General features: G+C 42.1%; 23 protein-coding genes and 1 tRNA gene. 2 read left to right on the plus strand and 22 right to left on the minus strand.

The genetic code is table 11. The features are described 5' to 3' along the window. Positions 1–138: 138 nt before the first annotated feature. The 18 genes from pyrR to pdhA form a co-directional block, all read right to left on the minus strand. On the minus strand, positions 139–681 hold the full coding sequence (gene pyrR / locus BMX79_RS02635) for a bifunctional pyr operon transcriptional regulator/uracil phosphoribosyltransferase PyrR (protein WP_091478873.1): 543 nt from the start codon (positions 679–681) through the stop codon (positions 139–141). 341 nt (positions 682–1022) lie between these two features. Beyond that, positions 1023–3008 (minus strand): excinuclease ABC subunit UvrB, encoded by a 1986-nt coding sequence (gene uvrB, locus BMX79_RS02640; RefSeq protein WP_091478875.1) that lies wholly within the window; start codon positions 3006–3008, stop codon positions 1023–1025. A 95-nt stretch (positions 3009–3103) separates the two neighbouring features. Beyond that, a complete protein-coding gene (rpsT, locus tag BMX79_RS02645) occupies positions 3104–3355 on the minus strand; it encodes a 30S ribosomal protein S20 (RefSeq protein WP_091478876.1) in 252 nt (83 codons plus the stop codon). 166 nt (positions 3356–3521) lie between these two features. Beyond that, a complete protein-coding gene (gene holA / locus BMX79_RS02650) occupies positions 3522–4547 on the minus strand; it encodes a DNA polymerase III subunit delta (RefSeq protein WP_170230942.1) in 1026 nt (341 codons plus the stop codon). Further along, the gene (locus BMX79_RS02655) at positions 4531–6909 is read right to left on the minus strand and encodes a DNA internalization-related competence protein ComEC/Rec2 (protein ID WP_091478880.1); all 2379 of its coding nucleotides are present in this window, start codon (positions 6907–6909) and stop codon (positions 4531–4533) included. Before BMX79_RS02655 ends, holA begins: the two co-directional genes overlap by 17 nt. A 13-nt stretch (positions 6910–6922) precedes the next feature. After that, positions 6923–7399, minus strand: a complete 477-nt coding sequence (locus BMX79_RS02660) for a ComE operon protein 2 (protein ID WP_091478882.1) — start codon at positions 7397–7399, stop codon at positions 6923–6925. A 93-nt stretch (positions 7400–7492) separates the two neighbouring features. After that, entirely contained in the window at positions 7493–8161 is a 669-nt protein-coding gene (locus BMX79_RS02665; protein ID WP_170230941.1) for a helix-hairpin-helix domain-containing protein, read from the minus strand. Between the two features lie 535 nt (positions 8162–8696). Next, positions 8697–9734, minus strand: a complete 1038-nt coding sequence (locus BMX79_RS02670) for a SepM family pheromone-processing serine protease (RefSeq protein ID WP_091478885.1) — start codon at positions 9732–9734, stop codon at positions 8697–8699. After that, a complete protein-coding gene (coaD, locus tag BMX79_RS02675; protein ID WP_091478887.1) occupies positions 9735–10232 on the minus strand; it encodes a pantetheine-phosphate adenylyltransferase in 498 nt (165 codons plus the stop codon). It abuts the gene before it with no gap. After that, positions 10233–10790 carry a 16S rRNA (guanine(966)-N(2))-methyltransferase RsmD gene (gene rsmD / locus BMX79_RS02680; RefSeq protein ID WP_091478888.1) on the minus strand — a complete coding sequence of 186 codons (558 nt, stop codon included), beginning with the start codon at positions 10788–10790 and terminating at the stop codon, positions 10233–10235. Positions 10791–10814: 24 nt separating this feature from the next. Next, entirely contained in the window at positions 10815–11135 is a 321-nt protein-coding gene (locus tag BMX79_RS02685) for a YlbG family protein (RefSeq protein WP_091478890.1), read from the minus strand. A gap of 69 nt (positions 11136–11204) precedes the next feature. Then, positions 11205–11480, minus strand: a complete 276-nt coding sequence (locus tag BMX79_RS02690) for a DUF1507 family protein (RefSeq protein WP_091478891.1) — start codon at positions 11478–11480, stop codon at positions 11205–11207. A 121-nt stretch (positions 11481–11601) separates the two neighbouring features. Beyond that, on the minus strand, positions 11602–13434 hold the full coding sequence (gene typA, locus BMX79_RS02695) for a translational GTPase TypA (RefSeq protein WP_091478893.1): 1833 nt from the start codon (positions 13432–13434) through the stop codon (positions 11602–11604). A gap of 186 nt (positions 13435–13620) precedes the next feature. Next, positions 13621–14400: an inositol monophosphatase family protein gene (locus BMX79_RS02700; protein ID WP_091478894.1), complete on the minus strand. Its 780-nt coding sequence runs from the start codon at positions 14398–14400 to the stop codon at positions 13621–13623. Between the two features lie 137 nt (positions 14401–14537). Continuing rightward, positions 14538–15944: a dihydrolipoyl dehydrogenase gene (lpdA, locus tag BMX79_RS02705; protein WP_091478896.1), complete on the minus strand. Its 1407-nt coding sequence runs from the start codon at positions 15942–15944 to the stop codon at positions 14538–14540. Between the two features lie 12 nt (positions 15945–15956). After that, complete coding sequence (locus tag BMX79_RS02710) at positions 15957–17315, minus strand: dihydrolipoamide acetyltransferase family protein (RefSeq protein WP_091478897.1); 1359 nt, start codon at positions 17313–17315, stop codon at positions 15957–15959. Positions 17316–17444: 129 nt separating this feature from the next. Continuing rightward, positions 17445–18422, minus strand: coding sequence for an alpha-ketoacid dehydrogenase subunit beta (locus BMX79_RS02715; RefSeq protein WP_091478899.1), 978 nt, complete (start codon positions 18420–18422; stop codon positions 17445–17447). Between the two features lie 2 nt (positions 18423–18424). Next, the gene (gene pdhA / locus BMX79_RS02720; protein ID WP_091478906.1) at positions 18425–19531 is read right to left on the minus strand and encodes a pyruvate dehydrogenase (acetyl-transferring) E1 component subunit alpha; all 1107 of its coding nucleotides are present in this window, start codon (positions 19529–19531) and stop codon (positions 18425–18427) included. 442 nt (positions 19532–19973) lie between these two features. Here pdhA and def point away from each other — a divergent pair, with 442 nt between their 5' ends. After that, entirely contained in the window at positions 19974–20549 is a 576-nt protein-coding gene (def, locus tag BMX79_RS02725) for a peptide deformylase (protein ID WP_091478908.1), read from the plus strand. Positions 20550–20654: 105 nt separating this feature from the next. On the opposite strand, the gene BMX79_RS02730 is transcribed toward def, so the two are convergent. From BMX79_RS02730 to BMX79_RS02740, 3 genes are all read right to left on the minus strand, one after another. Next, positions 20655–21992 carry a DUF1576 domain-containing protein gene (locus tag BMX79_RS02730; RefSeq protein WP_091478910.1) on the minus strand — a complete coding sequence of 446 codons (1338 nt, stop codon included), beginning with the start codon at positions 21990–21992 and terminating at the stop codon, positions 20655–20657. A 43-nt stretch (positions 21993–22035) separates the two neighbouring features. Beyond that, positions 22036–22108 (minus strand) — tRNA-Ala (locus tag BMX79_RS02735). 108 nt (positions 22109–22216) lie between these two features. After that, on the minus strand, positions 22217–23005 hold the full coding sequence (locus BMX79_RS02740) for a Cof-type HAD-IIB family hydrolase (RefSeq protein WP_246117616.1): 789 nt from the start codon (positions 23003–23005) through the stop codon (positions 22217–22219). Positions 23006–23242: 237 nt separating this feature from the next. Here BMX79_RS02740 and rnjA point away from each other — a divergent pair, with 237 nt between their 5' ends. Continuing rightward, positions 23243–24913, plus strand: a complete 1671-nt coding sequence (gene rnjA, locus BMX79_RS02745) for a ribonuclease J1 (protein ID WP_091478911.1) — start codon at positions 23243–23245, stop codon at positions 24911–24913. 58 nt (positions 24914–24971) lie between these two features. Here the strand turns inward: rnjA and BMX79_RS02750 are convergent, their stop codons facing one another. Further along, a complete protein-coding gene (locus BMX79_RS02750; protein ID WP_091478913.1) occupies positions 24972–25607 on the minus strand; it encodes a response regulator transcription factor in 636 nt (211 codons plus the stop codon). Positions 25608–25614: the final 7 nt, after the last annotated feature.

A 25614-nucleotide genomic window follows, 5' to 3' on the forward strand; every position in this document is an offset into this window, starting at 1 on the left:
CTGCAAGTCAGGCTTACGATCCTTTCAGCTATTTAGCTGAATGAACTCATGGAGCGCCCAAGCATCATCTGTACTCATAGTCTATCCTGTGACCTTCTGTGCCTCACGGGGCTTCAGTTAAAGCTCACATCACTTTGTTCATGACGGTTTTATTATATCTACGTGTTCTTTTCCATCTGTTTCATTTAAATAAACCTGAACGGACTCTTCACGGGAAGTTGGAAGATTCTTGCCGACAAAATCTGCCCTTATAGGAAGCTCCCGATTGCCTCTGTCTATCAGCACAGCTAGATATATTTTTTCAGGTCTTCCTCTATCAATTATAGCATCAAGGGCTGCTCGTATCGTTCTGCCTGTATACAGTACATCATCAATAATCACTACTTTTTTACCGGCTACATCCTGAACATGTCCGGCTGATACCTGTGCTGCAGAAGCATCATCTTCTCTGTCATCGCGATACAATGATGTGTCCAGCTCGATTACTTCGACCGATTCTCCTTCCAGTTCAAGAATACGATCTGCAATTCTCTGGGCTAAAATGATTCCTCTAGTCCGAATACCGGCAAGCACCAGTTTCTCGATCCCTTTATTTTTTTCGATAATCTCATAAGTAATACGTGTCAGTGCCCGTTTGATTGCCGCTTCGTTGACAACTTCTACTACTGTTTTATTTTCCATGACCTGCCTCCTGTAGACAGCTGAAAAGCATATTTCTATGTCCAGCTTTTTTATTAAATATCTGCCGATAAAGCATGTCACTTACTTCGTTTGAAGTATACAAAAAAGCACTCCTATCCATCTAAGATAAGAGTGCTCCCCATTGACTGTTTTGTTGGGCATAATCCGGCAGTTCTAGCATAACCAGTCTACCTGACTATTATCTCCATACATACTCTCTGGTACATCATGAAGATACGCGTCTCCTTCTTAGCCTCTCTGGACTATCTTTAAAGGACAGTTATTTAATTTAAATTAACTCTAAAGGTTTACTGTAAAAAAGTCAACCGGATATTTCTCAATTATGAATATTTCGTCTTCAATTCCATGACGACATCCCGCAGCTGTGCGGCTTTCTCGAAGTCCAGTTCTTTTGCCGCTTCTTTCATTTCCAGCTCCATGGTTTCGATCAGCTGACGTCTCTCTTCTCTGGACAGCTGCTTGACGACTTCTTCTGACAAGTCTTTTTCTTCATCATCAACAACGGTAGAGATTCTGATCAGATCTCTTACTTCTTTCTTGATCGTCTTCGGCGTGATGCCATGTTCCTTATTATATTCTTCCTGAATCTGACGACGACGCTCGGTCTCATCGATGGCTTGTTTCATAGAATCCGTTATGCGATCTGCATACATGATCACTCGGCCATTTTCATTACGAGCCGCTCGTCCAATAGTCTGGATCAGTGAACGGGCACTTCTTAGGAATCCTTCCTTATCTGCATCCAGAATAGCAACCATGGAGACCTCTGGAACGTCCAGTCCTTCTCTGAGCAGGTTGATTCCGATCAGAACGTCAAACTTCCCGACACGAAGGTCCCGGATGATCTGTGTCCGTTCCAGCGTCTTGACGTCACTATGCAGGTATTCGACTTTTATCCCTACCTCTTTAAGGTAGTCGGTCAAGTCCTCGGACATCTTCTTGGTCAATGTCGTAATGAAGACTCGTTCGTCTTTCTCGACTCGATCATTGATTTCTTCGATCAGGTCATCGATCTGTCCTTTGATCGGACGGACTTCAACGATTGGATCAAGCAAGCCAGTTGGTCGGATGATCTGCTCGACGATCTGACTGGATCGGTTCATTTCATAATCAGCCGGTGTAGCAGAAATATAGTTAATCTGAGGCACGCGTTCTTCAAACTCTTCCAGACGCAGCGGACGGTTATCCAGCGCACTCGGCAGACGGAAGCCGTGATCGATCAGCTGCTGCTTTCTGGCTCTGTCCCCATTGTACATTCCTCTGATCTGGGGCATGGTGATATGTGATTCATCAATAATGAAAAGAGAATCTTCAGGAAAGAAGTCCAGCAGTGTATAGGGCGCCTGACCTGGCTTCCGGCCATCCATATGTCTGGAATAGTTCTCTATTCCTGAACAGTAGCCCATCTCCATCAGCATCTCAATATCATAATTTGTACGCTGCTCCAGCCTTTGAGCTTCAAGCAGTTTGTTATCTCTCTTAAGTTCTTCCAGACGGTCTTTCAGTTCCGCCTGAATCGATTCGATAGCTGATCGTGTCTGTTCATCATTTGAAACAAAGTGAGTAGCAGGGAAGATCGGTACGTGTGACAGATCTGCTTTGACCTCACCTGTAAGAACATCAACTTCTCTGATCCTGTCTATCTCATCGCCGAACATCTCAATGCGAATGGCTTCGCTTTCTCTGGAGGCGAGAAAAATTTCAACTATATCCCCGCGAACACGAAAGCGTCCACGCTGAAAATCGATGTCGTTTCGTTCAAACTGCATGTCCACTAGACGTCTGAGCAGCGTTTCCCTGCTGATTTCCATTCCTGAACGCAGAGAGAGGACGTGTTCCTCGTAATCTTTCGGATTAACCAGTCCATAAATACAGGATACAGAAGCAACCACGATCACATCTCTTCGCTCTAGCAAAGCACTTGTGGCAGAGTGTCGCAGCTTATCTATTTCGTCATTAATGCTGGCATCCTTTTCAATGAACGTGTCGGAAGACGGCACATATGCTTCAGGCTGATAGTAGTCGTAATAACTGACGAAGTATTCGACTGCATTGTCCGGAAAGAATTCCTTAAACTCTGTATAAAGTTGACCGGCCAATGTCTTGTTATGCGCCATGACCAGTGTGGGCTTGTTTACTTCCTGAATAACATTGGACATAGTGAAGGTCTTACCTGTCCCTGTCGCTCCAAGTAGAACCTGTTCTTTCTGATTCTCCTTGATGCCTTTGACCAGTTTCTTTATCGCTTCAGGCTGGTCACCCCCTGGCTGGTACACTGATTTCAATTTAAATGCTTGTTCGACCATATACGTTCCCCTCTCTGGCAGTCATTCAAGCTTAGTTTATCATAAAAAAAGTATTCTCAAAGACTTTGCGTCTCACGAGAATACTTTTCTATCAATTATGCTAATTTTTTGCTTAAACGAGATTTGTCTCTAGCAGCTTTGTTCGGGTGAACAAGACCTTTTGCAGCAGCTTTATCGATCGCTTTAACAGCTTTTCTGTAAAGCTCCTGAGCGTTGTCTGCATTGCTGTCTGCTGCAGAAACAAAGTTTTTCTTAGCTGTTCTCATTGAAGTTACTTGACTCATGTTGTTCAGTCTCTTCTTAACGTCTTGTCTCTGTCTTTTTTCAGTTTGAATCATGTTTGGCATGGGTAAAACACTCCTTATATCGTCTCAATTAAATTGGTCTACAGATTATTGCTCACATTTCTGCAATAAATGGCAACCTGAACAGTTGATTTATTCAACATTCCCCATTTTACAATATCTGCAAGGTTTTATCAATGATTTTTTCGTTGATTACTTATATCTTCTCCTACAGCTTGGAGAACTTCCAGATAAAGAGCTCGATCTGCAGCTCAGCATCGATCTTTCCTGTCTTTATTTCATGGTCCGCGGTAATGAGCATGTGATGCGCTTGAGATAGAACAGGCTGAGGAAACTTCTGCTGTTTCTGAACAGCCAGCTTAATTCGATAAGGGTGTATTTTAAGTATCGTTGCAATATCCGACTGCTGGTATCCCTTGTTTTTCAATATCTTTACTTGAAGGAGCAGTCTGAACTGACTGATCATTAAAGCTAAAATCTTTACAGGGTCTTCTTTCTGCGTCAACAGATCCTGATAAAGCTGGATCGATCCACCAACATCTTTTTTCAGTACACGTTCGTTCAGCTCAAAGATATTCTGTTCCAGTGACTTGGATACCAGCTGATGAATCGCCTCGAGCGATACTGTCGTTTCTCCTGAGTGATATAAAGCGAGTTTTTCTGCTTCTCTGATTGTTCGAGTCAGATTATGATCGGTCAGATTAACTAAAAGCTCAACTCCTTCTCTGGAAATCGACAATCCCTTCTGACTGAAAAAAGACACCGCATATTCTTTTACATCCGTCTGCTTATCGGGATTGGCTTCAATAACTTCAGCCTGCTTCAGTACAAGTTTGGTTATTTTCTTCCTCTTATCCAATTTATCATATGGCGCTAGAAAAACTAGAACTGAAAAATCAGAAGGATCCTTGATATACCTTTCCAGCTGCTCAATTTCATGAGTAAATGTGTGTGTCACTTTTTTTCCTGTAAAGATATAACTGTCATGTACAATGATCAGTTTGTTTCCTCCAAAAAAAGGATAGCTCTCTGCTTCATGTATGACATCCTGTATCGGCGTGTCAGACAAGTCGAAATGGTAAGTATTCATCGGGTCTTCATTTTTTTCTTCCATTCGCTCATTAAAGGCTTTTACAGCGTTATCCAGGAGAAGTTCTTCGGTCCCCCAGATCAGATAACAGCTGCTGAGCTGATCATTGGAAATGGATTTCAGTTGCTTAAAAGCTGTTTTCATCATTTGACTCCTTAATATCGTTATCTGTCATCACGTTAAATATCCCTTTTTTCTGAAGGTGATAGTCCAGATACTTGATGTCCGAATAGTTGTAAAGTATGCTCCCATTCTCATCAGTTCGAAACAGAGCAGCCCCGTGTCGACTCAGCTGATCGAGTGTTTCCTGATAGGGATGACCGAACCAGTTGTTTTCACCAACAGAGATCAGAGCATAGTCAGGATCGATCTTTGACAGAAATGCTTCATGTGTAGACGTCCCACTGCCATGGTGAGCAACCTTCAGAACATCGGCATTCAGTTCCGGGAAGTGCTTCATGATATTTTTTTCTCTTACTTCCTCTATATCACCGGTAAACAGCCAGTCCAGTCTGCCATACCTGCCCAGCAGAACGATGGACTGGTTATTTTCATTTGTCTGGTCTGTCCAGTTGTCATGAATGACATGTAACTGATCTGTCAGCTTCACAGGTTCATCCGGTTTTAAAATGCGAACGTTCAAGGCACTTCCTTTTATTTGGGAAAGAGACTGTCGAAAGACTGAGTGGGTTTTAGTAAAGTCATTCATCACCAGCGTCTTCACAGGAAAAGAATCGATAAGTTCGCTCATGGCACCATAATGGTCCCAATGCGGATGGGTGATCACCAGCTGATCGAGTGTTCTGATTCCCAGACTTTTCATCACAGGGATCAGAACATCTTCTCCCAGCGTATAGTCATTGTTTCTGATCTGCCACTCTTCCTTTTCATTCCATACTTGTAACCCTCCAGTGTCGATCAGAATAGATCCTCTCCCGAACGGTTCTTTAATCAGAACTGCATCGCCTTGACCGACATCAATCATTATAACCTGGCCGATCGGTGAATAGGTGTTCATATTAAGAAGCAGGACGAGCACAGCTGCCACCGGTAATGTTGACACTAACTTTTTTCTTTTTTCCACTTGAAGCAGGCCTAAAATGCATAAGGCGAACCAGAGTACAGTCTGGCTTCCACTTAACCTGCCGGTAATGATCATCAGCGACATCCCCTGATCAATAATCAGACTCCCCTCTTCCATAATGACAATCACCCATCTGGCCAGTTCATCCAGAAAAAGTCCGAATTGAGTGAGGGCAAGAAGTGGTGAGGTAACGAAAAGAATGAGCAGCACGGGCATTAGCAGATAAGTGACATACGGCACAAACAGACTGTTCAGAAAAAGCACACCCCAGGACAGCTCATAGAAATGAAAGCTGAGAATAGGTACTGAAAAACAGAAGAGTGCAAAGTTGACGAAAACAATCTGCTTTAAGCTCGATAGTTCCCTGAAAAAAACCTGATCCGAAAGAAACAGAAGGATGAAGCTCATGAGAAAGCTCAGCTGAAAACCAACAGAAAAAATGATCATTGGCCGTACAATAACGGCAATGCAGAAGGTAAGTCCCCAGCAGTCAAGCGACGTCAGGTGGCAGTCAATCGTGTCTGACAGATATCTGATCCATGCCTGCATCGCTGCCCTGTATATGCTTATGCCAAAACCTGCAAATATGTAGAATACCGGCAGGATGAAGAGAAAGACCAGTCTCTTCGACTCTCTGGTCACAGTCAGACCCGTCATTATTTTGTCCAGCATACCAATCAGCAGTGAGACATGCAGTCCCGAAATACTTAGAAGATGAATGATTCCTAACTGCTTGAAGGTGTCGGTCACTTCTGCTCCGAGTTCCCGTCTGTCTGCGAATATCAATGCCTTGATATAGCGTCCGGTAGTCGGTTGAAAGATCCGGTCACAATAATCCAGCAGGTCTTGTCTAAACGGATCTGTTTTGTAGGCCCGTTCAAAAAAAGATTGCGCAAGGTCAACGTCCTCTATCTCATTCGTATACAGTACATAAGTGATATTCTTTCGGTTCAGATAGGTCCGATAATCAAACTGATTGAAGTTGGTTGCCCGACCTGGCTGGTTTAACTCTCCTTCAATCAGCAAGTGAGAAGGAATGATCGTACTGCGTTCTTCCTTTTCCTGTTCACTGGATATTTTGTGAACGACCATGACTTCATGACTGACCTTTCCGTTATCTGCCATCCCTTGAAATCGAAGACGGTCTCCATCTACAGTCCAGCTTGTCTGCTTGACTTCAACAAGATAAGAGTCAGATGGAATAGTGTCCGGTGGATTAAGTTGGTCGTCAATGGCCAGCATGCGAAGTGTTACTGCAGCTAGACTGAGAACGATCAGTCCTGTCAGACGACGATCTGCCGACCTCGCTGTTTTGACCAAGGCGCCGATGAGTATGAGGAGAAGCACGGTATACCCGGTCAGGTTATATGATACCAGCAAACCTATCAGAATAGAAAAGATGATCAGTCTACCTCTAATCACTAGTCAGGAAATATTAAGCAGGATCAGTGTAAACTTGCTCGATTGTTTTGAAGAAATCCGTCGGTACAGATATTTTTTCCGTCAGGACACCGGCTTTTTCAAGCAATTCAACGGCATACTGATGGTTTCGATAGTCATTCAGATAATATATTTTTTGAATCCCGCTCTGTATAAGCTGTTTTGTACATTGCAGACAAGGAAAATGAGTCACGTAGAGATCGGCTCCTTCAGTTTTCACGCCGAACTTGGCGCATTGAAGCAGCGCATTAGCTTCTGCATGGACTGTTCGCACACAATGTCCGTCGACGACAAAACAGCCTTCATCAATACAATGAACATCTCCGCTTACTGATCCGTTGTAGCCCCCGGAAATCACTCGTTTGTCTCTGACGATCGTGGCACCTACTGCAAGTCTCGAACAGGTACTTCTCATAGACAGAAGCATGCTCTGAGACATGAAGTACTGATCCCATGGTATTCTTTCATTCATCTTGTCACTCCTTGTCAAATGCGTTCAATATGTTCAGTGTCTAACCTATTTATACAGTATACAAGAGCGGAACTTATGAAGCAATATTCTCTGTCAGTGTACGGTAATCTGGTCCTGGATTTTTTCAAACGTTTTATCTCCTATTCCTGATACATTTACGACATCTTCTGGTTTTTCAAATGGGCCCTGTTCTTCCCTATAAGTAATAATGGCTTCTGCTTTCTGCGGCCCTATGCCATTTAAATTCAGCAGCTCTCCTACCCCCGCCGTGTTGATATTTATTTTACCTTTATCTGTCTCTTCTCCGGATGGGCTGTTCTCAATGAGTGGCAGATCAGCCGACTCTCCTTCATATGGAATGTAAATGACCATCTCATCAAAGAGAAGCTGAGCGAAATTGACTGCTTTCACCTCAGCCTGCTCCAATGTTCCTCCAGAAACCTGAACAGCATCCACTACCCGCTGCCCGGACTGCATTTCGTAAACTCCGGGTTTGTTGACCGCCCCTTTTACATCTACAAATACAGTTGATACTTGACCCTTGTCTGTTTGTGATAAGGCTGCATCCTCATTATTGTCTTCGTCTTCATTTTTAAGAAGCTCATCTACTGACAACAAACTGTCCAGTGTCTGCTCCTCACCTGCAGGCAGATGCTCATACGGAACTTGCTTTAATACAAGCAGTCTGTAGCCCATTAGAGCAATAACTGCCGCAGCCACAGATGTAATGATAAATGGCTTCAATTTCTCAAACGTATTCACGTCACTCTCCCTTCTGGTCATACTATATATATTTACTATTTATATTAAAACTCACTAAATTAATCTTGTTTTTTCAACGGATTGAGTGAAGTAATAAGTTTCTAAACACAAGGAGTTGCAGCTAAGATGGCTTTTGCGACAAACTCGAGCTTTTGGTTTCGACGAGTTGGTTCTAATATGCGTCTTGTGACTCACTCAAACTCTAAATTTCGACGAGTTGGTTCTAAGATCCACCTTAGAACCAGCTCAAGCATCACTGAACCGTTGAGTTGGTCCTAACATAAATCAAGGTGCTACTCGCTCATTAATAAATCCTTATGATGAAAATCTCATCGGTCTGATGAGATTCTTCTATATTTAAATCCCTTTTCCTTAGTTTTGTCTGATGTACTTATTAGTGGATTATCAAAAGATGTATCTACTAGAAAGGCCAGCCGCCAAGATATAGCAAGCCGTACAGAAAAAACCGCCAAACGAGGGAGTGTACCCACATTTGACGGTTTAATATAATTTTGAGCAATGGTCTGATGAATTTTTAATTACTAACCAGCAGATTCAAATAGCTGATAGCATCACTGATATGTTGTACAGGAACGATTTCCATCTCTGTATCGATTGCTTCAGCTGTTTCTAAGGCAAGATCATAATTCGATACGTAATCTGGTATAAGAGCAATCGTCTCCTCGTCCACGGGATCATCCGGGACGAAGAAGATGTCTGCTCCTTCTCTGTCAGCAGCTACAACTTTTTTATCAACGCCTCCGATTCGACCAACTTCTCCGAACTCATTGATGGTTCCTGTCCCAGCTACCTGCAGGTTGTTCAATGGAAGATCTGTAATCTGAGTATAGACTTCCAAGGCAAACATCAGACCAGCTGAGGGGCCACCTATATTCCCAGAATTGATGGCTACTGTCGGATCAGTTTCTACTTGTGACCTGGTGACAAGAGTAATTCCAATACCTGGCTGACCCGTACTTTCAAGTAGTACTAGATCGCCATCGACTGTCAGTTCTTCGCCATCTCTTTCAATAAGAAGGGAAACCGTATCTCCCGCATTCTTACCGCTTACGCTGTCAACGAACTGCTGAGTATTATCAAAGCGCTCACCATTCAGTTCCAGAATACTGTCTCCAGGAGAGAGCTCGTCTTCAAACTGAGATTCGTCTGACACACTCATTACATAGACACCCAGGTAATCAATGTCATATGACAAGCCTGCTTCTTCGAATGCAGCTACTTTCGCCATATCGATCGAATTGCTCATGAAATACCTCTGCATAGTCCGGTATTCTTCGTAATTATCTATCTGACCAAGCAGCTGACTTTCCCAGACTCCGGAATGAAAAGGAAGGAACTGGAAAAAGCTGGTGAAAGGTGTCGCCTGAAACATTTCAACTGTCGTCAGCATATACCGTCCATCGACCGGATCTACTACTCCTTCGACTTCTATCAAGGGATTAATTTCAACTGCGCTACCCGGTCGTTCAATGTAATAAGGAATTGGTACAAAGAAGAAGAGATAGAAAATAATAGCATAGATTATTCCTTTAACAATTTTTCTTTTTTTCACTTAAGAGGACCGCCTTTTATTTACCGCTTCAATAAGTGCTTCAGCAACATTTGAGGGAACAAGTGCATCTATTTTGCCACTATAATAAGCAATTTCCTTGACCATAGTCGAACTGATCGACCGGTACTGTTCATCGGATATCAGAAAGACTGTTTCGATTTCATTATTTTGAATCTTGTTCAAGGTCGCTATATCTACTTCATATTCCATGTCTTTTATTGACCGTATCCCTCTGATAAGTATGGAAATCCCCATTTCTTCTGCAAGAGAAACGGTCAGACCGTCGTGAGCTATTACACTAACCTGGCTGATCCCATTATCCTCTAGAGCAGTTCGGATCATGTCAACACGCTGATCGACTGAGAACCAGTATTTTTTCGCTGTACTGGCACTGACGACTACAACCACTTCATCAAAGAGCCGCGACGCCCGCTTGAGAATATTGATATGTCCACTTGTCACAGGATCAAAGCTGCCGACATACATTGCTTTTTTCACTTAATCGTCCACCCATTCAAATATAGTCAGTTTAGTGGTGCCGTAAGTCTTTTCTTTATATAATGTCAGCCTGTCACTAGAAGGAGCGATCTGGACGTGTTTATCTGTTTCGCATACGATCAGTGCCTGCGGTTTGAGAAGCTCATACGATACCAGAAGATTAATAACCTCTTCTATCTGCTGCTTCGCATAAGGCGGATCCAGAAGCACTAAGTCAAATCTTTCCTCTGCTGTTTTCAGATTAGCAAGAGCCTGACTATCTTTCTTTTTCCATACTGTAAATTTATCTTCTTCTCTGGTCATTTTTACGTTCTCATTTATTACAGATACCGCTGCCTGATTGATATCCACCAGATACGCTTTATCCATACCTCTTGAGACCGCTTCTATTCCAAGAGATCCGGTACCGGAATATAGATCTAGAGTAGTTCCTCCACTGAAATAAGGCCCTATCAGATTGAAGAGAGATTCCTTGATTTTATCCGTTGTTGGTCTAGTATTCAATCCTTTGAGACTTTTCAAAGGTCTCCCACCATACTCACCAGAGATTACACGCATATATTTCCATCCTTTATCTTGTGATTAAATGACTAGTCTGGAATTTTCCATTTCAGATTTTTCCAGTTCCGCTTTTTCCTTTGCCATCTCAGTCACCTTGTCAAGAACGCCGTCAAATGTCTTCGGCAGTTCGCACTGGTAAGCATTTTCCACTTTTCTGACAAAATGCTGCTTGCTGATGGTTTTACTTAAGTCCTCACGTTCATTCTTGTTTACGTACAGAACTGCGTAATTCATATTTTTAGAGACATAATGCACTAGTCCATAGCGCTTAAGTTTATTTACATATTTTGTAGTATAAAGCCAGATAACAAGGCCAGCTCTTACATTTTTTTGATCGCTCATTAGATTCACCTTCAAGAGTTTTTTTTATTATATCAAAAAAACCCTCTTTGTGAGAGGGTTTTTTAAGTTTCAGTCATTTTGGTTAGAGTTAAAAGCCTCTGAGTAAACATCGTTTAAGTGTTTCTCTAGGGTTCCGAGCATCAGATGCCCTTCTTCTTCTTCAATCATACCCATAGCGATAGCAAATTCTACTTTCTTCGAAAATCCGAACATTTGAGTATCTATGACTTCTTCAAAAGCAGGACATGATACACAAAGATGCTGCTGATTTTCAATCAGTGATGAAATTTTTTTCGCATCTTCGTTAAGAACATCTTTAGCTAGAGCAGTCTGCAGCTGATCCATAGGCATTTCCTTTCCTTATCATCCATAAGTAGTCTATAACTTACATTAGTATAGCATACTCATCAGGAATGCGAAAGGCTATATGACCCGGAGATCAGCTCTAGACTATCAGACGATTTAATTAGCTGTTAGATTTCTTAGCTGCTTTTTCACGTTCATTCTTGTTCAGTATTTTCTTTCTCAGTCTGATTGACTCGGGCGTTACTTCACAGTACTCATCGTCAGCCAGGAACTCAAGTGATTCTTCAAGTGTCATGATTCTAGGACGCTTGATAACATTGGTCTGATCCTTGTTAGCTGAACGAATATTAGTTTTCTGTTTTTCTTTAGTCAGGTTAACAGCCAGATCATTGTCACGGTTATGCTGACCTACGATCATCCCTTCGTAAATCTCAGTACCCGGCTCTACAAAGATCACTCCACGATCTTCCAGGTTCATAATGCCGTAAGTTGTAGCCACACCATTTTCCATAGAAACAAGTGCTCCATTTCTACGTTCACCTGTTTTACCGCTAAGCATTGGTAAATACTGGTCAAATGTATGGTTCAGGATTCCGTATCCACGTGTCATAGATAGAAATTCGTTAGTGAATCCAATCAGACCACGAGCTGGAGCAAGGAATATTAAACGAACTTGTCCATTTCCAGTATGAATCATATCCTGCATTTCTGCTTTTCTAGTTCCTAAGTTTTCAATGACACTTCCCATGTATTCTTCCGGCGTATCGATTTGTACTCTTTCAAACGGTTCAAATTTCTTACCGTCGAATTCTCTAATGATAACCACAGGTCTGGATACTTGCAGTTCGTATCCTTCTCTTCTCATGTTCTCAATAAGAATAGATAAGTGCAGTTCTCCTCTACCTGAAACGATCCATTCGTCAGGTGAGTCTGTCTGTTCAACTTTTAATGAAACGTCCGTCTGTAACTGAAGCATTAAGCGCTCTTCAATTTTACGAGAAGTCACAAATTTACCTTCTCTACCAGCAAACGGAGAATTATTTACAACGAAAGTCATTTGTAAAGTTGGTTCGTCAATTCTAAGGATAGGTAGTGGATCTACATGGTCTACAGGAGTTACAGTCTCTCCAACAAAGATGTCTTCAAAACCGGAAACAGCAATCAGATCGCCTGCTTTAGCCGATTCAATTTCAACACGCTGTAACCCGAAGTATCCAAATAATTTGGTTACACGGAAATTCTTGGTTGTGCCGTCAAGTTTACTTAATGTAACGTTGTCTCCAACTTTAATGGTTCCACGGAAAACTCGTCCAATTCCGATACGACCGACATAATCGTTATAATCAAGTAGAGAGACTTGGAACTGCAGCGGATCTTCGCTGTTATCTACTGGAGATGGGACTTCTTTTAGAATACTTTCGAAGACTGGTTCCATCGTTTTTTCCTGAGTACTCAAGTCTGCTGAATAGCTGCTAGTTCCGTTGATTGCAGAGGCATAGATAACCGGGAATTCCAACTGGTCTTCATCAGCATCAAGTTCAATCAGTAAGTCTAAGACTTCATCTACAACTTCTGCTGGTCTAGCAGTATCTTTATCGATTTTGTTTACGACAACTAGTGGACGCAGTTTCATTTCCAGAGCTTTCTTCAAAACGAAACGTGTCTGAGGCATGGTTCCTTCATAAGCATCGACGACAAGGATAACCCCGTCAACCATTTTCATGATTCGTTCCACTTCTCCACCGAAATCGGCGTGTCCTGGGGTATCCAGAATATTGATACGGTGATCTTTATAGTTAACTGCTGTGTTTTTCGCAAGAATCGTAATTCCACGTTCTCTTTCGATATCGTTGGAATCCATAGCTCTTTCACCTAGTTCACTATGCGCGTCCAGAGTGTCGGACTGTTTCAGCAGTTCATCAACCAGGGTAGTTTTTCCGTGGTCAACGTGGGCAATAATTGCAATGTTTCTTATATCATCTCGTCTATTCATAAATTTCCTCCAGTTTGTGGTTCTAAATCAATAATTGGCTTATAGTGTTTTCATAACACTTTCATATACTTTCACAAAAAAAACACTTACTCCTGAATACCTAACTCAAGAATAAATGTTTCCCAGATATCCTGTATTGTTGCAGAGAATATTATATCAGTAATTAGAAGACATGTACAACGTTTTTTAAGCGTTAAGCATCTTAATAATGTCTTTGTGTGCATTTTTTGTCGAAAAGATGATGTCATTGTTAGTCAGGAGATCGATCGGTTCATCAGTAAACGTCACAGCAGACATCCCCAACTCTTCCATAAACACAAGTCCAGGAGCCACATCCCACGGTTTAAGATTAGAAGCTATATACGCCACTACACTTCCCTTAGCTACTTCTACACTCTCGAGACCTGCTGAACCTAGCATACGCACGCCCATGCTCGTATTTCCAATATCGCGAATGGTCGTTTTTTCTTCTTTCATCATCAGTGCTGAACTGGCGGCAATTAGTCCCTCTTTGAGCGAGAGATTGTCAGGTTCAGCTAACCTTTGACCGTTACGACTGACGCCTCCCCCTTTAGTTGCGCTGTACAATTTATCTTGCGTGATGTCAAAGACATAAGCAGATTGGCCTATTCCATCTTCATAAACTGCCAGCATAACGGCAAAATTTTCCTGCTGCTTGACGAAGTTAAGTGTGCCGTCAATTGGATCAATAAACCAGACAGTACCATCCATACTGGATACATCATCTCCAAAGCCTTCTTCACCCACAACTTTATCACCAGGAAAATGCTTGCGGATTTTCTTTACTAGCTGCTCTTCTATCGAGCGATCCATTTTCGTTACCAGATCGTTATCTGCTGTTTTCTGCTCAACGTTCAAATCACTATTTTTTTGTTCTATAATATATGACTTGATTTCTTTTAACCATTGTAGAATCAATGTACTTCTATTCTCTGGATTCGTCATCGTTTTCTCCTCTTCTGTATCAAATGAATAAATTTATTGTAATAAAAGTGAAGATAAAAAGCAAAATCTTCGTTGACTATGTACAGAAAGAAAGACCTCTAGTCACACTAAAGGTCTTTCTAACCAATTGTTGAATCTTACATGTGGATTGGTAATCCTAAAGCTGCTTCTGCAGCATCCATAACAGTTTCGCCTAGTGAAGGGTGACCGTGGATAGTTAATGCGATATCTTCAGCATTCATACCACTTTCAATAGCCAATCCTAGTTCAGCAATAATATCAGATGCACTGATTCCTGCAACCTGAGCCCCTACAATGACATTATCTTCTTTGGTAGTGACCAGTCTGACAAATCCTTCAGTAGCATTAAGAGACAATGCACGTCCGTTTCCGCCAAGTGGGAATTTAGTGACTTTAATATCCATATCCTGTTCTTTCGCTTCACTTTCAGTTAAACCAACAGAAGCAATTTCCGGATCAGTAAAGGCTACTGCAGGAAGTGCACGGTAATCTACCGCTACTTTCTTGCCTGAGATAGCTTCCGCTGCGATTTTAGCTTCATAGCTGGCTTTGTGAGCCAATGCAGGTCCAGGTACAACGTCTCCGATGCCCCAGATGCTTGATACGTTCGTACGTCCCTGATTGTCGACCTTGATCAGACCACGTTCTCCAACTTCAACGCCAGCCTGCTCAAGACCAAGTTCGTCAGTGTTTGGACGACGTCCTACAGTAACAAGTACATAATCCACGTCAAGAGATTTTTCTTCTCCTTTAGCTTCATATTTAACTGTCACTCCGTTATCTGAAACAACAGCTTCTTTAGCCATTGCATCAGTTACGATGTCAACACCACGAGATTTAAAGTTCTTCTCAACAAGTTTGACCATGTCTTTGTCAAAACCATTTAGAATAGATGGCAGACCTTCAAGGATAGTGACTTCAGTACCCAAGTTAGCGTATACTCCTGCTAATTCAGAACCGATGTATCCACCACCGACGATAGCCATTTTCCCTGGAATTTCAGACAAGTTCAGTGCGCCAGTTGAATCAAGTACGCGTTCACCGAATTTAAATCCTGGAATTTCAACCGGGCGGCTTCCTGTAGCCACAATAGCGTTATTGAAAGAATAAGTCTGAGCTTTATCTTCACCCATAACACGCAGTGTGTTTTCATCAACGAAGAAAGCTTCTCCATCAAGGATTTCAACTTTATTCTTTTTAAGCAGACCTTCAACACCTTTAGTCAGTTTAGAAACAACTTGATTGTTCTTCCATTCCTGAGTTTTAGCGAAGTCGATCGTTACATTCTCAGATGATACACCAAAAGATGTAGAATCAAGAGAATCCTGATATTTGTGACCAGCAGCGATCAATGCTTTAGATGGAATACATCCAACGTTCAAGCATACACCACCGATATATTCTTTTTCTACAATAGCAACTTTCTGTCCCATTTGAGCAGCTCTAATTGCAGCTACGTATCCGCCAGGTCCAGCGCCGATAACTACTGTATCCAGTTCAATTGCGAAATCTCCTACTACCATTTACGATTCACCTTATCCTTCCATTAATAATAATTCAGGATCTGCTAATAGACGTTTTAGTTCGTTCATAGCTTTCTGACCTGTCGCTCCATCGATTACTCGGTGGTCGAATACTAGTGACAATGCAAGCATTGGAGCAGCAACAACTTCACCTTCGTCGTTTACGATCGCTTTTTTAGCGATACGGCCAACGCCTAGAATAGCAACTTCAGGGTGGTTGATGATTGGTGTGAACCATCCGCCGCCAACAGAACCGATGTTGGAAATTGAAATAGATCCGTCAGCCATGTCGCTGGATTTCAATTTACCTTCGTGAGCTTTAGCTCCAAGTTCTGAAATTTCTGAAGCGATGTCGAACATTGATTTCTTGTCAGCATCAGAAACAACTGGTACGTATAGTCCCTGTTCAGTATCTGCAGCGATACCTATGTTGAAGTAGTTTTTGTAGACCACTTCATCAGTTGTATCATCGATAGATGAGTTCAATGCTGGGAATTTCTTCATAACTGAGATGATTGCTTTAACAACGTATGGTAGGAATGTCAGTTTAACATCCTGCTCAGCTGCAATCGCCTTGAATTTAGTACGATGAGCCATCAATTTAGTTACATCAACTTCATCGAACAATGATACTGAAGGAATTGTCAATGAACTGTTGACCATTGCTTTAGAGATAGCTTTACGTGTAGTAGACATTTTTTCTCTAGTTTCTTCATCAGAACGACCAGATTTGAATGGTTTCGCTTCTGAAGATACACGTTGAATGTGCTTGCTTTCAGTTTCAGTTGAAGTACCTTCTTCAGAAGAAGACCCTTGATCAGCTGATTTAGATTCAGCAGATGCTCCGCCACCTTGCAGGAAGCTGTCGATATCGTCTCTAGTTGTGCGTCCACCTTTACCAGTTGCTTCAACTAAGCTGATGTCTACATCTTTTTCACGCGCATATTGTCTAACAGATGGCATAGCCAGAACACGTTTATTCGGGTCAGATGTTTTAACTACCTCACCGGAAGTTGCACCTTCTGAACCTGCAGGATCAGTTTTTTCTGTTCCAGCAGCAGTTTCTTCAGATGACATTTCTGACTCAGCTGCTTCTTCGCTTGAATCAGCTTCTTCCTCGCCGCCTTCATGTCCTTCTGCATCGATTTCGACGATTGGATCTCCTACAGAAGCTACCGTTCCAGGTTCAACTAAGAATTTTTTGATTGTTCCATCAACTGGAGAAGCTAGTTCCTCAACTGATTTATCGTTTTGGATTTCTGCAATCGAATCGCCTTCTTCAACTGTGTCTCCCTCAGAAACTAACCAGCTGACGATTTCGCCTTCTGCCATACCTTCCCCAACATCAGGGAGTTTAAATGTAAAAGCCATTATTTTTCTTCCCTTCTATAAATGATTTCATTTAAGAAATTAAATTTACTCAATAAGGAACAATCTTTCTATTCTCTTGTATCGAGTTAAAAAGAATGTTCCTTTTTGAGTTTACTGTATCAAATTATATTAAAATTCAACGGTTTCTTTGATTGAATCAGTAATGTCTTTAGCGTTTGGCAGCCATGTGTTTTCAGCTTGTCCGAATGGATAAACTGTATCTGGTGCTGTAACGAATCCAATAGGTGCTTCCAGAGAAAGGATCGCACGTTGAGACACTTCAGAAATAACCGTGTTTCCTACTCCAGCCATACGCTGAGCTTCCTGAACCATAACCATGCGGCCAGTTTTCTCAACAGACGCTACGACAGTTTCATAGTCGATTGGAGAAACAGTACGTAAGTCAATGACTTCAACAGATACTCCATCTTTTTCAAGTTGTTCAGCAGCTTTCAACGCTTCACGAACCATGTATCCATAAGCTACAACTGTTACGTCTGTTCCTTCTTTAGCAACAGCAGCTTTTCCTAGAGGTACAGTGTACTGTTCTTCAGGAACTTCGTCACGGAAAGAACGGTAAAGTTTCATGTGCTCAAGGAAAACAACTGGGTCTTCATCACGGATTGCTGAAGTTAGAAGTCCTTTTGCATCGTAAGGGTTTGAAGGGATGACGACTTTAAGTCCAGGAGACTGAGCCATTAATCCTTCAAGGCTGTCTGCGTGCATTTCAGGCGTGTGTACTCCTCCACCAAATGGTGAACGGACAACAGCTGGAAGGTGCATTTTCCCACCCATACGGTAGCTAGTACGAGCCATTTGACCAACAATTGAATCCATAACTTCGAATACGAATCCGAAGAACTGGATTTCCATAACTGGACGGAAACCTTGAACAGCTAAACCAAAAGCCATTCCTCCGATACCAGATTCAGCAAGTGGAGTATCACTGACGCGATCTTCACCGTACTTGTCGAAAAGTCCTTGAGTTGCACGGAATACTCCGCCGTTTTTACCTACGTCTTCACCGAAAACCAGGACTTTTTCATCACGGGCCATTTCCTGATCAAGTGCTTCCGTGATTGCTTGAATCATTGTAAGATTCGCCATGATTATTTACTCTCCTTTGCTTCGTATTTCTCAATCTGCTCAGTGATGTTCTGACCGGGCTCATTGTACATGTTTTTCAGGAAGTCTGAAATTTTCATCTTAGGAGCTTGGTCTGCTTCTTTAGCAGCTTGTTTGATTTCTTCTTTAGTTTCTTCAATCAGTTTTTCTTCCTGTTCTTCTGACCATAGACCTTTTTCAGTCAGGAAGTTACGGAAGCGGATAAGTGGATCTCTTTGCTCCCAGTAATCAAATGATTCCTGTTCACGGTAACGTGTTGGGTCATCACCTGAAGTTGAGTGTGGGCCGAAACGTGACGTGATTGTTTCGATCAGTACAGGTCCGTTTCCTGCAGCTGCCCATTCACGAGCCTGTTTAGTTACAGCGTATACTGCAAGTGGGTCCATTCCATCAACTTGAATACCAGGGATTCCTGCAGCAGCAGCTTTTTGAGCGAGTGCTTTAGCAGCAGACTGCTTCTCACGAGGAGTAGAAATCGCATATCCATTGTTTTGTATAAAGAATACGACAGGTGCTTTGTAACGTCCGGCAAAGTTCATACCTTCGTATACATCACCTTGAGAAGATCCACCGTCACCAGTGTAAGTGAAGGTCACTTCATCTTCTTTTCCAGCCATTTTCTGTCCCACAGCATTACCCATTGCTTGAATAAACTGCGCACCGATAATGATTTGAGGCGGGATAGCGTGCAGATCTTCAGGGTAGTTGTTTCCTTCTACGTGTCCACGAGACCATAAGAAAGCCTGTGATACAGGTAGACCGTGCTGGATCAATTGAGGTACATCACGATACCCAGGATAGAACCAGTCCTGCTTCTTGAATGCAAAATGACTTGCTAACTGAGATGCTTCCTGCCCCATAGTAGGTGCATAGAACCCTAGTCTTCCTTGACGAGCAAGTGCCATTGAGCGATCATGAAGAACACGTGACCACACCATTCTTCTCATTAATTCTACTAATTCATCATCAGATAAATCCGGCATAATGTCTTCGTTGACGATTTTCCCATCTTTATCCAGAATTTGAACCATCGGAAACGAAGCTTCGATTGTACTTAGTAATGCTTCGTAATCAACTGGTTGCTTTGCCATAGATTACCCATTCCTCTCTGTTTGTAAAGTTCAATATAACAGGCACTTTCCCCTGTTACATTTTCATCCATTCCTTTCTAAATCTATCATGATTTCAGAATTAATGCAAGCGATATTCACATGGTGTTTCAGTATAAATCGTTGATATTACAGCAATTTCAGGCCATTGTGATAACCAGAGCAATCGCCCTGTTATACTATTTTTATCTAATCCCATATGGAACATCATTAATTAAAGTAATACAGGCATTTTATCTGTTATATAAAAGAAGTTCCTGCTGTATCTTTGTACTATTGTTCATATATCTTCATTCCTGCATGTGAACGACCTCACTATATATTATGAGAATACTTTTATTTTACCTGTAAGCATTTTTGAGGTGCGGGACCCTTTTAAATTTGATAGAATAGTAAAAGAGTACTAGCATTGGAGGTTATATGTGTGTTAACTATGAAAGATGTCATTAGAGAAGGACATCCTACTTTAAGAAAAACTGCTGAGGAAATTGAATTGCCATTAGATGAAGACATAAAGTCTCTCGGAGAAGACATGCTTCAATTTTTAAAAAACAGTCAGGATCCTGAACTTGCTGAAAAATATGAACTGAGACCTGGTGTAGGAATCGCAGCTCCACAAGTCGATGTATCCAGAAGGCTGATTGCTGTACATGTCCCCTCTGCAGATGAAGAAGACAACACACCTGAGTTCAGCGCCGTGATGGTCAACCCTAAAATCATCAGTCACTCAGTCCAGCAGACTTGCCTGCCAGATGGGGAAGGCTGCCTGTCTGTCGACCGTGAAGTCCCCGGCTACGTTCCTAGACATAAGCGGATTAAAGTGGATTACTTTGATTTGGACGGAAATAAGCAGAGCATTCGATTGAGAGATTTTCCGGCAATTGTCGTCCAGCATGAAATCGATCATCTGAATGGTATCATGTTCTATGATCGAATCGATTCTGAAAATCCATTAGCACTTCCAGACGACATTGATGTTCTAGGTACAGTAGAAGAATAATACGACCTGATAACACCTGAATGATAATTAAAATAGACGATAGGTCATGCGACTTGCTTAAGCCGCATGACCTATCGTCTTTTCTGTACATTATTACATGATGAATCAGCGATCCTCAACTCTAATTTCTTCCGCAGGATCCACCGGTTCTCTAAGCTGTCTTCTCTTCTGCTGCTGATACTGTATTGCCTCTAGGAGAGGAATCATAATGGCTGCAATGAACCCGCCGGCAAATCCATTATTATATAAGTTGATTCCGCCGTGGAGATACCCTGTATTACTAACGACGCTGAGATGAAGTGCGCCGGCAAGAATACCGATCAATGTTCCGTATCGCCCTGCTATAGGCGCGATCGTCGTACCGAATAACCCTGCGATCACTACCGATGTCGCACTCATATCGTAGCCATTGAGGTATCCCATCAAGGTAACCCCTATGAGAATAGGAAGAACATTACGAAGGTGTTTCCCGAATGCACCAAAGCCTACAACAGTAAGTATCCCACCAATAACCGGTCCGTTAATTTCTCCGCCATGAAACAGCACATAAAATGTTGAAACAAATCCTAACAGAGCCATGTTTATTAAGGTGACACTGAATCCATTCGTAGTCAGAAAATCAGTTGACAACTGTCCGGAATGTTTTATCAGAGCGCCGTAACCATTAAGCGTCCACGAATTCAGATACAGACCCCAAACCAGCATTAGCGTAAACAGAGACAAGAAAATGATTGTAAATGGCAGATTGTTTCCGCTGGATAGTATTGAGACGGGTTCAATATCTCTTCCCGTACTTCTTAGAAGTGATGTAAAAATCGTTCCAACTACACCACTGGTAAACCCAACGTTGTAAACACTGAACCCTTTTGTAAAACCGACAAAGTGTTTAGCTAATGGCGGAAGAATAAAACCCGCAACAAACCCGACCAGATACCCATAGAAAATACCTAGCGGGAGTGGCAGTCCAATATTGAATGTCACTTCACTCACCAGAGGACCAAGTGCAGTTCCGAATAAAGCCGCCAGTAAAGACTTCTCTGCGGGGACTTCAGTTACCCTCGCATATGCAAAAGCACCTAGTACGATCGGCATGGAATTATAAAGGTTTTTACCAAAAAACGAAAAGGCAGCTACTGTAAAGACTGCTGCAATGATCGGCCCGTTGACTTTAGCTCGTGTCAGGCGGATGATGCCAATAGAATGCGCTGTCAATAATGCAGAATTAAAAAGCGTAGCGCCTACGTTTGAAAGTGCAAAATAATCGGTTGTCAGATTAGCCGGAGAAGTTAGAATCGTGATCTGTCCAGTGATGATTTCCTGAGGTGTGTTGAATAAAAACGCCAGAGCAGCAAAAAGCAGTGCCAGACTTAATAGAAAGCCATACTTCACATTCTGTGGTATGACTGTGTATTGAGTAATATGCAACTGGTTTTCAGATATCACATCAATTCCTCTTTCCTTAGCGTAGTTTCGCTAAATAATTGAATGGAGATAGACGGGCTCGAACCGACGACCTCTTCGCTGCCAGCGAAGCGCTCTCCCAACTGAGCTATACCCCCTGTGTCATACTTACTTATTATTACCCATAGGACCTACTTTTGTCTACAAAATCATTGAAAAAAGACTGGTTTCCCAGTCATTTTTCACAGGATCGACACAAAATCAAATCAAAGATAGCCCAATTTTTCAAGAGCCAGCTGAATCCCATTCTGACTACTGCTTGCAGTAACAAGATCAGCAACTTTCTTTACGTCGTCTTCCGCATTCCCCATCGCTACTCCTGTTCCAGCATTTTCAATCATCTCCAGATCATTAAACCCATCACCGAAAGCTACGATATTGTCATTGCTGATATTGAGATGTTTCGCCAGACGCTCGATAGTCGAAAACTTGGATCCTCCAGCAGGCAGGACATCTACTCCCGTTTCGTGCCACCTTACAAATCTGAAATGATCGAACTGTCCCTCTTCATATAAAGAGGCTTCTTCTTCTGAGTAAAAGATCAGACACTGCACTAATGGGTACTTTTCGTGATAGTCATGGTTCTGTTCCGGTACTGGAAACCCTACATGAGCCATCCCTTTCTCCATGCGTTCATTTGGCTGACTACTTCGTCTTCTTAGTTCATCTACCGTCTCATAGACCATCTGATGGCCATTATCATCAGCCATGGTAATTAGACGATCGAGCTCATCTTTGTTCAGAGAATTGGTATAGATTGAATCGTGCTTGTAATATGCGGCTGCACCGTTGCAGACGATATAGTTTTCAATAGCCAGTTCCTTAATGACTTCTGAAGCCATCGTGCGGTTCCTGCCAGTAGCAATAGCCACTTCGTAGTTTTCGGCCAGTTTCTTGACTGCCTGTCTCGTACTTTCGGGAAGCTGCTTATGTTCATCCAGCAGAGTGCCGTCAATATCGAATACGAATAGTTTCCTGCTTGTCATATCTACCATACACTTCCTTTTTTTACTGCTATTCTCTTACTATATACATAAAATTACATTTACTCAATGCTTAATTCGTAGTTTGTTTGGATGATGACGGCTTGCCTTCCTATACTTATTATTTTCATTATGGTAATATATTTATAGCAGTGGCTAGTACCCACTAAACAGACCTGATGAGATTTATCATATTTTTGTAAGTATTCATTAGCAAACTGAAATCAAACACTATAAGGAGACGTTTATATGAAACCAAATATCAAGAACAATGAAACGGCAGTCTATGCCTTAGGAGGACTGAATGAGATAGGAAAGAACACTTACGCTGTTCAATTCCAGGATGAAATCATTCTAATCGATGCAGGGATTAAATTCCCGGAAGACGACCTTCTGGGTATCGACTATGTCATTCCTGACTATAGCTACCTGATAGAAAATCAGGATAAAATTAAAGGGCTTTTTATTACACATGGACACGAGGATCATGTCGGTGGGATCCCTTTCCTTCTTAAACAGCTTAACATTCCTATATATGCTAATAAACTGGCCCTGGCTCTTATCAAGAATAAATTGAACGAACACAACCTGCTGCGTTCTGCTACACTTCACGAGGTCAACGAAGATACGGTCACTAAATTCAGAAAGACTACAGTATCATTCTTCAGAACCACTCACAGTGTGCCGGAATCATATGGTATCGTTGTAAAGACTCCGAATGGAAATATTGTACAAACTGGAGACTTTAAATTTGACTTCACCCCAGTTGGGGAGCCTGCAAACATCCATAAGATGGCTAAAATCGGAGAAGAAGGCGTGCTTGCCCTTCTATCGGATAGTACCAACGCTGAAGTACCAAACTTTACTAAATCTGAACAGGTAGTCGGTGATTCTATTCGCAGCCTTTTGAAAAAAATCGATGGCCGCATCATCTTTGCGACTTTTGCTTCAAATATTTCCCGTATCCAGCAAGTCGTGGAAGCTGCTAACAAGACTGGCCGAAAGATTGCAGTATTTGGAAGAAGCATGGTCAATGCGATGGAAACCGGTCAGGAGCTTGGATACATTCAAGCTGAAGAAGGCACCTTCATCCACCCGAACGAACTGAAACGCTATAAAGATAATGAAATGCTAATTCTATGTACCGGATCTCAGGGCGAACCGATGGCAGCACTGAGTCGAGTCGCAAATGGAACGCACAGACAGATATCCATTCAGCCTGGGGATTCAGTGATTTTCTCCAGTTCTCCAATTCCCGGAAACACTGTCAGCGTAAACCGTGTCATCAATCAGCTGCTTGAAGCTGGTGCGAATGTCATCCACGGAAAAATCAACAATATTCATACTTCTGGACACGGTGGTCAGGAAGAACAGAAATTGATGCTTCAACTGATGAAACCTAAATACTTTGTTCCTATTCACGGCGAACATCGTATGCAGAAAATACACGCTTCTCTTGCGCAGAAAACAGGCGTACCAGAAGAAAACTGTTTTGTTCTGGACAATGGTCAAATCGTCGCATTTACTGAAAACAGTGCAAGACGCGCCGGAGATTTTGACGCTAAAGATGTTTATGTTGATGGAAGTGGAATAGGAGACATCGGTAACGTTGTCTTGAGGGACAGAAAAATACTTTCTGATAATGGTCTTGTTGTAGTCGTCGCCACAATCGATCCTAAAAAGAAAGAAGTTCTTGCCGGACCGGATATTATCTCAAGAGGCTTCATTTATATGAGAGAATCAGAAGAACTCATTCAAAATGCACAGAAAATAGCCTATAAGAGCATCCGTAAGTCGTTCGAGCACAACACTGTCAATGAATTTAAAATGAGAAACGACCTGATCGAAGATATCAAGCAGTTCCTCTTTGCAGAAACTGAAAGACGACCAATCATCCTTCCAGTTATCTTAACAAATTAAAATAAAAGTGAGCGGACAATGATTATGTCTGCTCACTTTTTTTATTGTTTAAAATCGGCTACTCTTTGACCAGGTCATGTCTGAACGCATATATTGCCACCTGAGTTCTATCTTCCACATCCAGCTTCGACAATATATTTGATACATGCGTCTTGACTGTCTTTAGAGTGATGAAAAGCTCATCCGCTATTTCCTGATTGGTATACCCCTTGGAAATAAGCTGAACCACTTCATTCTCTCTGTTAGTCAGAAGTTCATGCGGATAATGCTTCAAAGATTCTTCTTTCTTCTCCTCCATGATCGTACTGACTTCGTCCTCGATATAATTATGTCCATTATAAGTATCTCTGACAGCTTTTGCTATTTCCTGAGCCGTAGATGTTTTAAGAATGTAGCCACAAGCTCCAGCCTGCATTGCCGGGTACACTTTTTCATCATCAATGAAACTCGTCAGGATTATAATTTTAGCCTCCGGCCATTGTCCCATAAGCTGCTGGGTAGCTTCCGTTCCGTCCATTACTTCCATAACCAGGTCCATTAGAATAATGTCCGGCTTCTCCTGAAGGGCAAGCTCTACTCCTACTTTTCCATTCTCGGCTTCTCCCACCACTTCAAAATCATCCTGTACTGAAAAAAAGGATGACAGCCCGAGACGGACCATTTCGTGATCATCTACTAACAACAACCGTATCACATTGTTT

Origin of the sequence: Alkalibacterium pelagium, from assembly GCF_900109325.1 — a bacterium.
In the GTDB taxonomy this organism is placed as follows: Bacteria; Bacillota; Bacilli; order Lactobacillales; family Carnobacteriaceae_A; genus Alkalibacterium; species Alkalibacterium pelagium.